At 44.6% G+C, this 16,101-nt stretch carries 17 protein-coding genes; 7 read left to right on the top strand and 10 right to left on the bottom strand.

Annotated features, from left to right (window positions below):
• Positions 1-19: 19 nt before the first annotated feature.
• Positions 20-1,519 (bottom strand): NAD(P)H-hydrate dehydratase, encoded by a 1,500-nt coding sequence (locus D1814_RS09190; RefSeq protein ID WP_118491592.1) that lies wholly within the window; start codon positions 1,517-1,519, stop codon positions 20-22.
• 6 nt (positions 1,520-1,525) lie between these two features.
• Between D1814_RS09190 and queG the strand changes: the two genes are divergently transcribed.
• A complete protein-coding gene (queG, locus tag D1814_RS09185; RefSeq protein ID WP_118491590.1) occupies positions 1,526-2,668 on the top strand; it encodes a tRNA epoxyqueuosine(34) reductase QueG in 1,143 nt (380 codons plus the stop codon).
• A gap of 41 nt (positions 2,669-2,709) precedes the next feature.
• On the opposite strand, the gene D1814_RS09180 is transcribed toward queG, so the two are convergent.
• From D1814_RS09180 to nudC, 3 genes are all read right to left on the bottom strand, one after another.
• Positions 2,710-3,369: a hypothetical protein gene (locus D1814_RS09180; RefSeq protein ID WP_118491588.1), complete on the bottom strand. Its 660-nt coding sequence runs from the start codon at positions 3,367-3,369 to the stop codon at positions 2,710-2,712.
• 23 nt (positions 3,370-3,392) lie between these two features.
• Positions 3,393-4,484 carry a uroporphyrinogen decarboxylase gene (gene hemE, locus D1814_RS09175; protein ID WP_118491586.1) on the bottom strand — a complete coding sequence of 364 codons (1,092 nt, stop codon included), beginning with the start codon at positions 4,482-4,484 and terminating at the stop codon, positions 3,393-3,395.
• A gap of 266 nt (positions 4,485-4,750) precedes the next feature.
• Positions 4,751-5,584 carry an NAD(+) diphosphatase gene (gene nudC / locus D1814_RS09170; protein WP_118491584.1) on the bottom strand — a complete coding sequence of 278 codons (834 nt, stop codon included), beginning with the start codon at positions 5,582-5,584 and terminating at the stop codon, positions 4,751-4,753.
• A 225-nt stretch (positions 5,585-5,809) separates the two neighbouring features.
• Between nudC and rsd the strand changes: the two genes are divergently transcribed.
• The 5 genes from rsd (at position 5,810) to D1814_RS09145 (ending at position 8,961) form a co-directional block, all read left to right on the top strand.
• Positions 5,810-6,274, top strand: a complete 465-nt coding sequence (gene rsd / locus D1814_RS09165; protein ID WP_118491582.1) for a sigma D regulator — start codon at positions 5,810-5,812, stop codon at positions 6,272-6,274.
• Positions 6,275-6,309: 35 nt separating this feature from the next.
• On the top strand, positions 6,310-6,783 hold the full coding sequence (locus tag D1814_RS09160) for a transcriptional repressor (protein ID WP_118491580.1): 474 nt from the start codon (positions 6,310-6,312) through the stop codon (positions 6,781-6,783).
• Entirely contained in the window at positions 6,773-7,237 is a 465-nt protein-coding gene (locus tag D1814_RS09155) for a chemotaxis protein CheX (RefSeq protein ID WP_118491578.1), read from the top strand. Before D1814_RS09160 ends, D1814_RS09155 begins: the two co-directional genes overlap by 11 nt.
• On the top strand, positions 7,227-7,664 hold the full coding sequence (locus D1814_RS09150; protein ID WP_118491576.1) for a secondary thiamine-phosphate synthase enzyme YjbQ: 438 nt from the start codon (positions 7,227-7,229) through the stop codon (positions 7,662-7,664). Before D1814_RS09155 ends, D1814_RS09150 begins: the two co-directional genes overlap by 11 nt.
• Positions 7,665-7,764: 100 nt before the next feature.
• A complete protein-coding gene (locus D1814_RS09145; RefSeq protein ID WP_118491574.1) occupies positions 7,765-8,961 on the top strand; it encodes an OmpA family protein in 1,197 nt (398 codons plus the stop codon).
• A gap of 147 nt (positions 8,962-9,108) precedes the next feature.
• Here D1814_RS09145 and dnaB read toward each other — a convergent pair whose 3' ends face one another.
• From dnaB to D1814_RS09120, 5 genes are all read right to left on the bottom strand, one after another.
• A complete protein-coding gene (gene dnaB, locus D1814_RS09140) occupies positions 9,109-10,494 on the bottom strand; it encodes a replicative DNA helicase (protein ID WP_118491572.1) in 1,386 nt (461 codons plus the stop codon).
• Positions 10,495-10,609: 115 nt separating this feature from the next.
• Positions 10,610-11,080 (bottom strand): hypothetical protein, encoded by a 471-nt coding sequence (locus tag D1814_RS09135; RefSeq protein WP_118491569.1) that lies wholly within the window; start codon positions 11,078-11,080, stop codon positions 10,610-10,612.
• 266 nt (positions 11,081-11,346) lie between these two features.
• A complete protein-coding gene (locus tag D1814_RS09130; RefSeq protein ID WP_118491567.1) occupies positions 11,347-12,360 on the bottom strand; it encodes a DUF4097 family beta strand repeat-containing protein in 1,014 nt (337 codons plus the stop codon).
• 13 nt (positions 12,361-12,373) lie between these two features.
• On the bottom strand, positions 12,374-12,886 hold the full coding sequence (locus D1814_RS09125; protein ID WP_118491565.1) for a hypothetical protein: 513 nt from the start codon (positions 12,884-12,886) through the stop codon (positions 12,374-12,376).
• Positions 12,879-13,454, bottom strand: a complete 576-nt coding sequence (locus D1814_RS09120) for an RNA polymerase sigma factor (RefSeq protein WP_118491563.1) — start codon at positions 13,452-13,454, stop codon at positions 12,879-12,881. Before D1814_RS09120 ends, D1814_RS09125 begins: the two co-directional genes overlap by 8 nt.
• Before the next feature lie 110 nt (positions 13,455-13,564).
• Between D1814_RS09120 and D1814_RS09115 the strand changes: the two genes are divergently transcribed.
• A complete protein-coding gene (locus tag D1814_RS09115; protein WP_118491561.1) occupies positions 13,565-14,215 on the top strand; it encodes an MOSC domain-containing protein in 651 nt (216 codons plus the stop codon).
• A gap of 521 nt (positions 14,216-14,736) precedes the next feature.
• Here D1814_RS09115 and D1814_RS09110 read toward each other — a convergent pair.
• Positions 14,737-15,864, bottom strand: a complete 1,128-nt coding sequence (locus tag D1814_RS09110; RefSeq protein ID WP_409049184.1) for an MBL fold metallo-hydrolase — start codon at positions 15,862-15,864, stop codon at positions 14,737-14,739.
• Positions 15,865-16,101 lie beyond the last annotated feature (237 nt).

The following is a 16,101-nucleotide window of genomic DNA, read 5'->3' as shown; positions in this document are numbered from 1 at the left end:
TAAGGCAAAACCAACCTATTTAGTGGTTGATAAGCGCACGTACTGCGTCGAACAAATCACTCGCTATCATACCACGTTGACCATACAGTTGGGCAATATCATCACCTGCCTTTGCATGAAGTACTACGCCATATTTTGCCGCAAGATCCGTTTCTACACCTTGCGCAAGCAGTGCGCCTAAAATTCCGCTTAGCACATCACCACTTCCTGCCGTGGCCATACCGGGATTACCGTGACGGCAAACCCAAGTTTTCTTTTCGTTGTCGATAAGCGTGCCCGCTCCTTTAAGTACGCAGACGGCGTGGTATCGCTGTGAGCACTGTCTAGCATAGTTAAAGCGATCACTTTCTACATCGTCAATAGAAACACCCAGTAAGCGCGCTGCTTCACCGGCGTGAGGCGTTAAGATACTGTCCGACAAGGTGTACGCTGTGGACTGCTGACACAAAAGGTTAAGCGCATCAGCATCAATAACCACAGGCTTATTTTGGTTTTGGCAATGCTTTAATGTGGTTTCAAATGCTTCTTCAGCCCATTTATCTTGCCCAAGGCCTGGGCCAATAACCACGCAGGTTGCCCAAGCTAATGCATCTTCCAAATTGAAGTCGGTAACCATAAGTTCAGGTCTGCCTGCGCTTACCTGCACCACCGACGATTCATGGGTATACACTCGCACCATACCCGCGCCACTTCGAAGCGCCGCTTCGCTGGCAAGTCGAATAGCCCCTGCAGTACCTCGGTTTCCACCAATGCACAACAGTCGCCCGTAAGTCCCTTTATGACTATTGACTTCCCGAGGTCCCATCCCCTTAAAGTGCTCGATATTCAGCATGGTCGCACTAGCTTTGGCTAATGCTTGGAAGGCTTTACCTATACCTAGGTCTGCATACACTAACTTACCACATGATTGTTTGCCCGCACCTGTGACAAGCCCGGGCTTTATACCCACAAAGGTCACCGTTATATCAGCCTGAACACAGCGTCCTAGACTCTGACCTGTATTAGCATCTAGTCCTGAAGGCACGTCCACGCTCACCACGGGGGTCGATGATGAGTTAACGGCATCGATAACATCAGCAAACTCATTACGAATATAGCTATTGATACCTGTACCAAGAAGCGCGTCAATCACTACGTCAGACTTCTCGAGGAGTGCAGCATCAAACCCATTAATACTACCGCCGGCATCAAGCCAACGCTGCTGTGCTTTACCAGCATCGCCCTCTAGGGTACGTTCAGGCTCAACCGCACATAAATGCACTTGTTTACCCGCAAGTTTTGCGTTTATTGCTGCAATATAGCCGTCGCCCGCATTATTACCTTGGCCCACTAATACTAAATAAACGTCTGAATTGGGCATTAGCTCTAAGCATTGTTTAAATACTACGTCGCCGGCTCGTTGCATCAAAGTGAACATATCGCAGCCCGAATCCGCGGCGGCTTGTCCCTCATTTTCCCTAACCTGATCGGCCCGAAATAGTTTGTATGATAAACTTGACGTTAATTGAGTATCTAGCATAAGCAAATGTCCGAAATTAGTTCTATCGACCTTGTTGAATTGACCAACAATATCAAGGCTTGGGGTACAGCGCTAGGCTTTCAACAGGTTGGCATCAGCGATATTGATCTACATCAGCACGAGTCACACCTGCAGGAATGGTTAGACAATGGCTACCACGGTGATATGGCTTTCATGGAGAGCCATGGGATGAAGCGTGCCCGGCCAGATGAATTGGTCCCAGGTACACTGCGTGTAATCAGCGTTCGCATGAATTACTTACCTCCTGATGCCTCATTTGCTAAGCATTTGAAAAAGCGAGAAATAGGCTATATCAGCCGTTATGCGTTAGGCCGAGACTACCACAAAGTGTTGCGTAAGCGCTTAAAGCAGCTAGGCGAAAAAATAACCGATTCCCTTGCGCATACCCAATACCGCCCGTTTGTCGATTCAGCACCTGTGCTGGAACACGCTATTGCTGAAAAAGCGGGGATTGGGTGGACCGGTAAGCACAGTCTGACACTCAATAAAGAAGCGGGCTCTTGGTTTTTCTTAGGTGAGCTTTTTATTAATTTACCGCTGCCAGTGGATGCCCCTATCGAAGAAGGCTGTGGAAGCTGCACGGCGTGTTTAACTATATGCCCGACAGGCGCGATTGTAGCCCCCTACAAAGTGGATGGTCGCCGCTGTATATCATACCTCACCATTGAATCGGATAAGGACATTCCTGAAGAGTTACGACCAATGATGGGCAATCGCATCTACGGCTGTGATGATTGTCAGCTTGTCTGCCCTTGGAATCGTTTCGCCGATATAACCAGTGAAGAAGACTTTCATCCTAGGCAGGTATTGCATGGTCAACGTCTTAATGATTTGTTTAGTTGGTCTGAAGAAACCTATTTACGCAATACCGAGGGCTCACCTATCAGGCGTATCGGCTTTGAGAAGTGGCAGAGAAATATCGCCGTGGCGTTAGGCAACGCTCCTTATAATGAAGAAAGCATTCAGCTTTTGGAAGAAAGACGGGGCTGGGTAAGCGACTTAGTAGATAGGCACATTGATTGGGCTATTGCGCAACAGCAACGCAAACAACAGTCTTCTAGCGGTGACAGTAGACAGCAAGCTCGACTTATTCGCGTTGTTGAAAAAGGCTTACCCAGAGACGCATAAGATTTACGTGTAACCCCAAGCAATAAACTTAAGGTTAAAAGCTATCCCGCAGATGTTATTTGGGCTGATGCAATTTGGTTGTCCGAATCGCTCTGCACACTATTTTGATTTGGCTCTTGGGCACGGGTTCGATTTTGTACGCTAGCGCTTGGCAACTGTGAAGCAACAAAAGAAACATTGAGTCTCAAGCCGCGCTGTGCAACTTCAGTGGTAATGGTTGGAGAGCCAAATTGCCACCATGGTTCTTTCTCTAAGGCTTCTATAACCAAAGATAGTTCGGTTTCAGAGCCATCGTACTGTCCGGTTATTTCGCAACGCCCATTTCCACATTTTACCGTTTCCAACACAAAGCGCTCTTTGTTAGGAGGTAAAGCAAAAAAGGTATTAAGTGACCCCTCTGTTTTCGTATAAAACGGGTCAGAAGTTGCAGGTTGCACGCTATCAACTGCTTGAACGCTAGCTTGCTCTTCACCAGCAACGCTGATTGCGGAGAGAGTTGTTTCGACGTCGTTTTTTACGAGCTTAGCGGCAGGCTTCATGACTTTAAGTTCACTCGTTTCCGTGGCACGAGAGCGCGCTAACACATTGGTTAGGCGCTCCTTCTCCGCATTGGATTCACTGAGCTGGTGTTGATAGCCAGAGAATTTATACCCCGCTACCAGTGCAAACGCTATCAGCAACAACACAAGCCACGTTTTCATTCCACTTCCTTTATTGAAGTCGCTTACTTGTGATATTGCTTACTAAGTTCGTGCACCGCGTTTACAAACACACCGGCGTTCTCAGGTGGTACGTCTAGGTGGATACCGTGCCCTAGATTAAACACGTGACCACTTCCCTCGCCGTAGCCTTCTAAAATAGACGCTACTTCCTGCTCAATCCTTTGCGGCTGCGCATACAGCATAGATGGGTCCATATTGCCTTGAAGTGCTACCTTATCGCCGATACGCGCACGCGCTTCTTTGATGTCGATAGTCCAATCTAAACCTACTGCGTCACAGCCTGTTGCCGCAATTGATTCTAGCCACATTCCACCGTTTTTCGTAAACAGGGTTACAGGCACTTTACGACCTTCATTTTCACGGGTTAGCCCACTTACAATGCGCTCCATGTATTGAAGCGAGAACTCTTTATAGTCACGAGGAGACAATACGCCGCCCCAGGTATCGAATACCATGACAGATTGTGCACCCGCTGCGATTTGGGCATTGAGATATTCTGTTACCGAGTCAGCTAATTTTGCGAGCAGCGCGTGAAGCGTAGCGGGCTCAGCAAATGCCATCTTTTTGATTTTGGTAAAAGCTTTACTCGAGCCTCCTTCGATCATATAGGTGGCTAATGTCCAAGGGCTTCCGGAAAAGCCAATTAATGGTACTTCACCTTTAAGCTCTCGGCGAATGGTGCGAACCGCATTCATTACATATTGCAACTCACCTTCTGGATCCGGTAGGCCAATTTTATCTACATCCGCTTTACACGTAATTGGATTTTTAAAACGTGGGCCTTCACCTGTCTCGAAGTAAAGACCAAACCCCATAGCATCTGGGATAGTCAAAATATCAGAGAAAAGAATAGCGGCATCGAGAGGAAAGCGGCGTAAAGGCTGCAGCGTTACTTCACAGGCAAGTTCGGCATTTTTGCATAAAGACATAAAATCGCCTGCTACTGCGCGGGTCGCCTTATACTCTGGAAGGTAACGCCCTGCTTGTCGCATCATCCATACAGGTGTCATATCTACCGGCTGCTTAAGTAACGCACGTAAGTAACGATCATTCTTCAACGCGGGCTTATCAACACTGGGGAAATTTTGCGACATATAACTCACCTAAATAACTGTATATATTTGAATCGCGAAGTATACCAGCATTCTGAACAAGGTGTGCCAAAACCTGTATTAAAAAGTCGGTGTTCTAATGACAAATCGACGTAGTGTCGATAATTAAAGACGAATATTCCTTGCACATTGTTCAAAAAGTAACTTGCACTTGAAGTGAGTGTTTGCTATTACTATAGTCGTTAACTAAAAGAAGCCCTTTATGGGACCGTGCTAAACGTATTGAAACCCTGCCTCGGCAGGGTTTTTTATTTGTTGCCAATCAGAGACACTGTTTTATCAATTAGCTGTCCTGCGATAGACACCTTAGGTGGAATAGTCGGCAGCGCATCTACGTCAAACCACTGCGCGTCATCTATCTCATTCTCTTGGCAACGAATTTCTCCTCCATCATATTCGGCAATAAAACCTACCATTAGAGAGTGAGGGAATGGCCAAGGTTGGCTGTTGTAATAACGTAGGTTTTTAACTTTAACGCCAACTTCTTCAAATACTTCTCGGTGAACGGCTTGCTCTAGGCTTTCTCCGCTCTCGACAAAGCCGGCGAGGGTCGAATACATATTAGATTCCTTGTGGCGTACCCCTTTTGCTAATAGTATTTTCTCATTGTCGTGAATAGAGACGATAATACAAGGAGATACCCTTGGGTAAGTGCGGTGGTTACAGCGGTGACACTGCATAGCCATTTCCCAATCTACACGCTCGGTTTTCGCACCACACTGGCCACAAAACTGGTGTGTTCGTAAAAAGTGAATGTATTGCCATGCTCTACCAATAACAGAAAAAGCAATATCGTATTCAGCAAAAAGAAGTTGTCTAAGCGATACTTTTTCCCATCCGGGTTCTTCTACGTGTTCAGCGCCTAAATCTACAACAAAGACAGGTAATTCTCTGTGTGCGGTTTCGTTTAGCGGCGGAAGTTGATGTATTTCATTTACGTATGACGCTAGGAAAGGAATTTCACTCAGATAAGCAACGGGAATAGACTCAGATGATTCTTGTACTAGAACTTTTCCCCGGCTGAAAACTACCCACATTGCCTGCTGGGAAGTCAATTTCCTCTCATCTAATTTTATCATCATTTAGTGTTACTCCTGCGCTTCTGTACTTCATAATACACTAGCGCTGATAAAAGGTTACTGTCCATTCTGACCAAAATTTGTAAATTCGAGGCCAATAACCCGCCCAATACTTATTGGTCTGCCTTAGCACTATGTTTTTACTACAAACTTTTTCGTGCAAAATTTGTGTCGCTAGTGCACGGTGTTATACTGAAACTTATTGTCGCTAAACGGGTAGCACATACAATGTTGCAACAGTTGGAAAGCGTAAAATCAAAATGGGGTGGCAAAAGCCAGGTCATAGACCGCTGGCTGTTAGCCAGGCAAGCCTTATTAGTCTCGTACTGCGAACTCGCTGGCATTAACAACCATAGCGAATGCTTGCCCGATGCCGATGAAATCGCAAACTTTTGTGGTGCTTTACTCGATTATCTTTCTGCAGGCCATTTCGAAGTTTTCGATATTTTAGTTGAAAGCGATAGCGAAGGTATAAAACTGCGGGATAAACTTTACCCTAGATTGACAAAAACCACTGACGCCGCACTGGAATTCAATGATACGTTTGCGCAAGCAGTGACGCCAGAGCAGGCTGCAGGCTTCGATTCTGCCTTAGCCAAGCTTGGAGAAATATTAGAAGAGCGTTTTGCCTTGGAAGATGAGTTAATTGCTCACGTTCACACAAACAAACGTGATCCAGAAGTAGCGCTTTAATATAACAATGAAAGTCGAGTTTACGGTTACCATCAATGAACAAAACCACACTTATCCATAAGGCACGCGCATATTGTGAACAGCGCGGCGCCAGATTTACACCGCTAAGAGAAAAGGTGTACGAGATTCTTGTATCAAAGCACGGCCCCATGGGTGCTTATGAACTACTCGACTCATTAAAAGAAACAGAATCCAGTGCGAAACCTGCAACAGTGTATCGCGCTTTGGATTTTCTTCTCGATTTTGGTTTCATTCATCGCTTGGAGTCTACCAATGCGTTTGTAGCCTGTTACCATTTTGGATGTAACCACCCCGTTCAGTTCTTAATTTGTGACAGTTGCGGTGATGTTGCTGAGATTCAATCTGAAGGTCTTCAAGATACCCTCGATAACCAAGCTAAACAACACGGCTTTAAAGTCTCGAAACAAACCATTGAGGCTCATGGATTGTGTGCCGACTGTCAACAAACCGAAGAGCACACTGCCCAGGAGAGTGTACATGAATGCTGATTTTGTGAATCCTTTTATTGCTGGTCTGCTGAACGTGCTAGAGACGATGGCACAGACAAAATTGACACCGGGCAAGCCTAAACGCAAGCAAAGTGATATCGCTAAAGGTGACGTTTCTGGCTTGATAGGCATGGTGGGACCAGATGTTCGCGGTTCTATGTCTATCACGTTCGATGAATCACTTGCCCTTACTATTATGGAACGAATGGTTGGAGAGCGTCCTGAAAAACTTGATGCTGAAGTGGGGGACATGGTTGGGGAGGTCACCAACATGATTTGCGGAAACGCAAAACGAGACCTTGCAGAACGCGGATTTGAGTTCGGTATGGCAACACCTATCGTTGTATCGGGAAAGCAACATACTATTAGCCATCAGGTCGATGGCGCTAAAATCATTCTCCCTTTTATGTGCGACGAAGGGTTAGCGCATTTGGAAATCTGTTTTGACAAATAATTTCTGGCACTCTGAAAAAATTACACTCGACTGTTTCCCAAGAGGATTTCATTTAATTACAGACCAAGTGGAATCTGCTATCCCAAGTATTCGCCAAGTTGAAGTTGGATTGCTACATCTTTGGCTTCAGCATACTAGTGCGAGCTTAACGATAAACGAAAATGCTGACCCTACGGTGAGGCATGATATGGAAGCTTTCTTCAACCATAGTGTAAAAGAAGAACTTTCTTTTTTCAGGCATACTTATGAAGGTAAAGATGATATGCCTGCTCACTTAAAATCGAGTATACTAGGCTGTCAACTTACCATTCCTGTCCAACAAGGCAAACTTGCACTTGGTACATGGCAGGGTATCATGCTCGGTGAACACCGAGATCATGGTGGAAGACGAACAATTATTGCCACATTACAAGGGATCGCAGCCTAACCCATATTATAAATGGCACAATTTGTGCTTGCCTATGTAGCTAAGCACAACACAAATTATCTAAAATCGATAATCACTCAACGTTAAACAGGATGTGACTATGAAACAACACTTTAAAATGGCAGCGCTATCTCTAGCTGTACTTTCATCTACTAGTGTATTTGCTCAAGACTCTTCTGAGCCAGAATATAAAAACTGGTTTGGCCTATCTGGCATGTACTACAATACTGATGACTCACGCCCACTAGACCTTACTGAAGGTGAACTTTACGACGACGGTCGTGGTGTAGCTTTTGAGTACGGTTTCCGTTTCACTCAAAGCTGGGCTGCTCGTGTTGAATTTACTGCGCTAGATCTTGACTATGCCGGTGGCGGTGATGATAGCGGCGAGATGGTTGGTGTTGACGCACTTTACTTCATGCCTAACGATGCATGGTTTGTATTTGGTGGTGTTAAGCGCCAAGCAGTGGGTGAGTCAACTACGCTAGGTAATATCGGTATCGGTAAACACTGGGACATTCATGAGAGCGTTAAGCTTGTTACTGAAGTCGCGGCATACCACGACTTTGGTGAAGATTATAATGACTACAGCATCAAGCTAGGTATTGCTGTTCCATTTGGTAAATCTACACCTGCTGCTCCTAAAGATAGCGATAACGACGGCGTTGTAGATGGCAAAGATCAGTGCCCAATGACTCCAGCTGGTGTTCGCGTTGATGCGACAGGCTGTAGCGTTGATAACGACAACGATGGTGTCCTAAACAGTGTTGACCAGTGTCCTAACACTCCAGCTGGCACTAAAGTAGATGCAACTGGTTGTGCGCTTAAAGATGCTGACAACGATGGCGTTGTAGACAGCAAAGACATGTGCCCTGATACACCAGCTGGCGTAAAAGTAGACGCTAAAGGTTGTACAGTATTTGACGAAGAAACAGTAGAAATCACACTACGCGTTCTATTCGACAACGAAAGTGCTGTTGTTAAAATGCCTAAAGATCCAGAAATCTCTGAATTTGCTGAGTTCATGAAGCAGTATCCTTCAACAACTGCAGTAGTAGAAGGTCACACTTCTGCACCAGGTTCTGAAGCATACAACATGGACCTTTCTAAGCGTCGTGCTGCTAACTTCAAAGAAGTAATGGTAGACATGTACGGTATCGACAGCTCTCGCCTTGAGACTATCGGTTACGGCGAAACACAGCTTCTAGACGAAGGCAACAATGCTGAAGCACACCGTGTTAACCGTCGCATTTCAGTGACAGTTAAAGATACAGTGAAAGTAGCTGAAGAAAAATAATTCATTTCCTATGAATTGAAAAAGGCGCCGGAAGGCGCCTTTTTTGTTTCTGTCGCTTTTTGCTAAATGAGAAAGTTAAGTGCTAACTACCTATCACCAATCAATTATAGCCAGTGAGCTTACTAGCTATTAAACCAGCGAGAAACCTTAATACTCATCAGCAATGGCAGGGCCTGCGTAGTTATCAAAACGAGAAAACTGGCCTTGGAAGGTAAGTCGACAGGTACCGATTGGACCGTTACGCTGCTTACCAATAATAATCTCAGCAATGCCTTTATATTCACTGTTTTCGTGATAAACCTCATCACGATAGATAAACATGATAAGGTCGGCGTCCTGCTCGATTGAACCAGATTCACGAAGGTCAGAGTTAACTGGGCGTTTATCCGCACGTTGCTCTAGCGTACGGTTAAGCTGCGAGAGTGCGACTACGGGCACTTCAAGCTCTTTAGCCAGCGCTTTTAATGACCGTGAAATTTCGGCAATTTCCAATGTACGATTATCGCTTAGCGACGGTACACGCATTAGCTGAAGGTAATCCACCATGATAAGGCTAATCCCACCCCGCTCCCGCGCAAGTTTACGGGCTCGACTTCGCACATCCATAGGGGTTAGACCCGACGAGTCATCAACAAACAAGCTATCTTTATCTTTAAGCATAGCCATAGTGTTAGATATGCGCGCCCAGTCTTCATCGTCTAACTGAGCGGTACGAATTTTCGTTTGATCAACACGGCTTAATGACGCCAACATACGCATCATGATTTGTTCTGAAGGCATCTCGAGACTGAAAACAAGCACTGGCTTTTCTTCTGCCATCATGGCGTTTTCAATCAAGTTCATGGCAAAGGTGGTTTTACCCATTGATGGACGAGCTGCGACAATAATAAGGTCGGAAGGCTGCATACCACTGGTCATTTTGTCTAGATCGGTAAAGCCAGTCGTTACACCCGTTACTTCTTTATTGGTTTTGACCAGCTCTTCTAAACGGTCAATGGTCTTACCTAGAACAGACTCGACATCGCGAGGACCTTCGTTTTCACCGGTTCTTCGTTCTGCGATTTCGAAAACTTTACTTTCAGCTAAATCAAGAATGTCGGCGCTATCGCGACCTTCAGGGTTATAGCCTACTTCGGCAATTTCGTGGGCTACGCCAATAAGCTCACGGGTGATAGCGCGCTCGCTTATAATTTGCGCATAAGAGACTACATTTGCAGAACTGGGTGTATTTTTAGCTAGCTCGCCTAAATAGGCAAAGCCCCCCGCATCTTCTAGTTCATCATGTTTTTCGAGCTCTTCTGATACCGTGATTAAGTCGATGGGTTGGCTACTATTGAGTAGGCGAGTGATAGCACGAAAGATTATTTGATGTGATCGATTGTAAAAGTCGTTATCGGTAACGAGTTCCGCGACCTTATCCCAGCTTTCAGGGTCGATAAGCATGCTGCCTAAAACAGACTGCTCGGCCTCAATGCTATGAGGTGGAACCTTCAATTTATCAACATTTTTATCGTTATTAGACGCAGACGCCACAAGTAAAGCCTATTCCAATGCACAAAAGTCAGTTGGATATTATGCGCTTTTAACGCACATCTCTCAACAAAGGAAGCTGGTCTTTTATTACGAGAACCTAAAAAGACAGCTTAGGCTAGAGTGTTTTTTCTAGTTTCAAAAAAGTACCATCTACCAAGGTGTAAGTATTGATATTCTCCTGAAAAATCAGCGTCGACCCAATAATTGCTTCGTTATCTGAACAAGCTAAGCTTACTTGGGTGATCTTATCATCGCTGAAGTCTAGCGACGACGGCGACGTGCCGAAAGTAGCATAAAAGTCACTCGCGCTCATCTCTTGAGATGTATAAACAGGCGACTCACAAAGGTCTTGGTCGAGCTTCGCTGTCTCTTTATCGTAGGTTACAGAACGCCCAAGAAACTGTTCCGAGTCGGCTGTTGAGTGAGCGCTAATGCCCACGTTGTAAGCCTTAGTAACAACCCAGGTTCCCTCGTAATAAGAGGGCTCTTGAACAGCACAACCTAAGGTAAGCGCACATATCCCAAACGCACCGATAATTAGGCTATGAAATCGCCAAAACCTTTTGACGTGTCCAACAATACTCAATTTACTCTCCGTACATAAAATTTATTAAAATCAGGTAGTTTAACGTAAAAGCTATATAAAAAGTTCACTTGAAGTCACTTGAGTATAGAGCTTTAAACTTTATTTATAGTTCTAACTAAGCGTCCAAATATCACCATTTAGCGACTAAACAAAAAAAGCTGCGTTTATACGCAGCTTTTCTGGCATCACCACATACTCTAATTAATAAATGTGGTCTAAATTGATTTTTTCAAGCTAAAGTCCCTATCAAGCTGACTATAGCTTATTCATTTTTGGTCTATTTCTATACGTCCGTGTACCGTTGAAATATCGACGTTCGCAGCACCACCATTGTGTATAAAGCGCAACCAGCTTCCAGGTCCATACTTTGGCTTTTGTGCTTTTTCACCGCTAACATTATTCACGATATTTCCACCTGCATGTGTCTCTATATCAAACTGAGCTGACACATCATCCTGAAAAATAAATTCCATCGCGCCACCAACCGAATTAGCTTTAATACTGCCGTTCGCGTTCAGCCCCAATTTTGCAAAGGTTCGACCGTTAACGGTATTTATCTGCAGGCTATCAATATTTTGCAACGAAAGATCAATACGTCCGTTTACTGTCTCAACGGATACGTCAGGGCTGCTCGATGCTATATCAAGCTTTCCATTTACCGCCGTAAAACTCACAGGCGTGGTGCCTTCGTGAGTAGCTTCTATATCGCCGTTAACCGTGCCAGCCTCTAACCTGCCTTTGACGTTCTTTAATAGAATATCGCCGTTCACAGATTCAACCTCGACGCGCTCACCAATGCTTTCCAGTGTCACATTACCGTTGACGACCTCTACATCTACCGCTTTTGTTATTCCTTTAGCTATCACATCTGCATTAACTGCAGTGTAATGAAGATCGCTTGCCGATGGCACGTAAATGATCAGGTCATCACCATCCCGACTCTTCTGATACCAACTCTTAGAGTGGTGCTCCACCTCTACGTGAATAACAACAACATCGCCGCGCTTTTCGAAAATAAATTCTTCGGTTTGATCACCAAGCTCTCCTGTTACCCGAACCTGAGCTTTATCCCATACTCGGATATCAGCCTTTCCATCAATATGTTCAATATCAACTTTAGGAGAGGAAGATGTATCAATGGTTTTATCAACTTTTTCACCGGCAAAGGCGGCAGTAGCGATGCTTAATAATGCCGTAGTTAGCACAGCTCTAACCCCGTTAGATGTGCTGAACGTGTGCGTTACCTTATCCGATATTCTGTTTTTCATATTCATATTCATTTTGAAGCCCTTATTAAATTTGCTGCCACTTTGGCGCGTGCACTCGCTCAATTAAGGCAATTTGCTGTTGGTATACGTGATGCAGCATTTTTATCAATGCTGAGTTGTCTGGATCGTCTTTTAACGCCGCCTTAATAACATCCGCTGCGTCATCTAATTCTTTCAGTTGTTCCTGCCAGTCTTGGGTTAGCGCAGGTGTACTTTCATAACTTGCTAGCAGGCTGCTAACCTGCTGCTGCTGTTGGCTGCTCATTGCATCAATCAAAGCGTATCCACTGCTTCTACTTTCGTCAGCCTCAAACGCAAAGGGTGCTGCGAACCATAAGACAGTCACCAAGCAAACACTGGCAGCTATAGCCATCCACTGTCTTGAAGTTACCGTAGAAGGTAAGCTCTCTTCATTTGAAGCTTCGCTCTGCTGAGACGCTATGCCTAACTCAATCCCACGCCATAAATCCCGTTCTGGATGCTTCTCTTCCGATAACCTAGAAACATGCTGAGCAAGCTTGTCATCAAAATCACTCATCATCGACTCCCATAAAATCTTTCAATAATTGCTTAGCGCGGAAAAATTGCGCTTTACTTGAGCCCACTGCCATGTTCAACATGTTGGCAATATCTTCGTGGCGGTATCCTTCAAGTGCGTGAAGTACAAAAACCATTCTTGCGCGCTCTGGTAGGCGAATAATCAATGCTTCTAAATCCACATCGGTGCTATTCTCTTGAGCCGGCATTTCATTAATGCCGCTATTTTCCAAGTTAAACATGCGCTGCACCCAGCCTTTCTGTTTGCGCATGTAGGAAATAGTAATGTTGGCCGTTACGCTATGTAGCCACGTAGAAAACTGGCTTTGCCCATCGAAGTTATAGAGCTTTTTCCACAGCTGAATAAAAACTTCCTGAGACGCATCTTCTGCCATTCCTTTTTCACCAGTAAGCCGATAACACAGTGCGTAGACCCGGCCAATATGTTCGTCGTAAAGAGTTCTAAACGCCTGTTTGTCGCCCTCTTTCGCCTTAGATATAAGCTCGTGCTCGCTTTTGTTACCAAACACCACATTGGCGTGTACAACACGTTGTTGTGTGTGTTCCATTCTTTTCTCTTTGTTATTTGTGATGCTGATTAGCATTATTAGTGTTATAAGGTTAGTCGTACCCTATAGTAGAAAGGTTTAAATACACAAAAATATTTTTTGGAGTTGCCATGTCAGCCACCTTTACTGTTAACGCTTTGTTTGCTGGAAAACCTCAGCCGCTTGGCCCTCGTGGGGCGCCAAGTAGTATTGTTAAAACACCTGTTAAAACGTTAACAATACATATGGACAGAACCGAAGAGGACGAACAAGCCAACAAACGCCTTCACGGTGGACCGGAAAAAGTGCTGCATCAGTTCAATCCGACCAACTACCTGACGTTAAGAAAGCACTTTCCTGAAGGCGAATTTTCGCTAGGCAGTATTGGCGAAAACATCAGTGTAGAAGGTATGGACGATGCCACCGTTTATATCGGAGATATCTGGAAGTTCGGCGATGTAGAGCTACAAGTAAGTGCACCGCGCGCCCCTTGCAATAAAATATCTCAACGCTTTGGCATTCCAAATTTAGATAGATTTGTTGGAGAGCGGGGCATTACTGGCTGGTACTACCGCGTCATTAAAACCGGCACCATTAACGTTGGTGACGAAGTAACATTACTGCACCGTGAGAACGATACCGTTAATGTCCACATCTTAATGCAGTGCGCCCATACGAAAGCCGACAAAGTGCTTGCTCAAAAGCTAGCTAAGCTGGAACCGCTTGATGATGAGTGGCGTGGGAAATGCCAAAAGATTGCTGGTAAAGTTGTGGATAAATAGAATCATTTGCGTAGATAGCTTTACCATCTCCATCTTGAAAAAGGGGTGATTCATTGAAAAAAAACGGAGAAACTTCATTTTCTAGGCGGCGAAGTATGGGAGGCAATTTTGACGGTGTATTTACATAAACCCAAAGTGCACACCGCTTTGAGTTACAGGAAATGTAATAACCCACCTCTTCTTCAGCGTACGGTTTGAAAATTTGATTAAGTGCGTTATGCATAAAAGCGTACTGATAATTCTCGGAACCAGAAAGCAGGTACTCCATATTCGCCCTGCATTTGTCTATGCAGCTTTTATAAGGCGCTGAGAGTTGAGCAGGTCGCTCGTTTATCAGATAGGAACAAATACCAAGATAACCGCAGAGAACAATAGATAAAGTAATAAAAGCACTACTTCTTAATTCAGACACCTTCAATCCTTGAAAATAACACTAGTTTGTTTTTATTTGATTAAAGAATAACCACAAAGGTGAGCTAGGGCAAGTTTATTAGTGATAAGACCTGAATGATAGACAACTATTAAAAAGAGACTTCCTCACCTTCGTTCAAAATAATCCAAGACATTGAAGGATTGAGCTGCTTCTTCATTTTTACTAAACGAAACAGCGCAGAATGTGAGGTTTTGTCACCCATCATCCAGCTGGCATTTCCATAACCCCAAGGCACTACGGCTTTGCAGCCTAGGTCCTGAGCCGCAACAATGGCATCTTCTGGCGTGGTATGTACCTTGCGATACCATTTAGGTGAGGTTTCGCTGAAATAAGATGCTATGGGTAATAGGCAAACATCTATATCACCAAAGCGGGCGTTGATATCTTTGAAGTGGGGGGAGTACCCTGTATCCCCCGCAAAAAATAGGGTGTTGCCTTCATGTTCAAAGACCCAACCGTTCCACAATGTTGTATTGTCGTCCTCGTATAAATACGGCACCCAAATTCGGTTACTGAAGTGATGAGCAGGCACAAAATGTATTGAGGTTTCGCCTATTTTTTTACTCGTATACCATGCCATTTCGTTGATGGTATAGCCTTTGGCAGGAAAATGCGCTGCGAAACCTAACGGGACGAGGTATTCGGGCTTTGTGCCTAAATCGGCAATATCGGCTTTATTAAAATGGTCATAGTGAATATGGGAATACACCACAGCATCGGTTTGCGCTCGTTTTTCTTCGCTCATAGAGGCTGGCGCGCTGCGGCTGAACCCTTCTGCCAGTCGAAAAGCCCAGTTAACTGGCCAATCAAACTGACCAAACACCGGATCTATAAGTATTTGCTCACTACCTGCTATATTAAGTACAAAGCTTGCGTGCCCTAACCAAGTAACAGTAAAGCCTGTATGTGAATTGACCGGCGGGTTACTGCCCACATACTGACAGTTTTGCATGTCGCTTTCGCATTCAATGACATTAGACGCAGGATAGCAATCATCAGTGCACGTGACGGGGTAAGTCTCAAAACGGCCGTAAATATTGCTAAATCTATCCTCAAAGCCCGGTGTACCTGAGTACTTAATAACTGCTTCGTCACTATCAAACTGAGTAACCTTATTCGGCGTTGCACACCCTGTTACAACAATTGAAATTAAAACAGTGGCGGCAACAGTCGCTAAAAATGTCCACTGCTTTGGTAGCTTAATCAAACAACTCATCATTTTTAGCATTCCGTCCTTGTAATTCCATTCTTGCAGATAAAGGCTTTAATTGGTCGCTATATCTATATTTTATTAACTCCCTTATGTGAAAGGCGCTTTTGAAAAGCTCGCGCTAGAACACAGTAGGATAATGGTCACCATTGTAAGACGAGAAAGCATTTGCTTAACAGGAAATTTGTAACAAGATAAATAGATGAAGAAAGCAAAACCGGGTAGTTGCAAATGATAATTATT

The organism is Alteromonas sp. BL110 (assembly GCF_003443615.1).
Taxonomy (GTDB): Bacteria; Pseudomonadota; Gammaproteobacteria; order Enterobacterales; family Alteromonadaceae; genus Alteromonas.
This window is presented reverse-complemented; position numbering and strand designations above follow the sequence as displayed.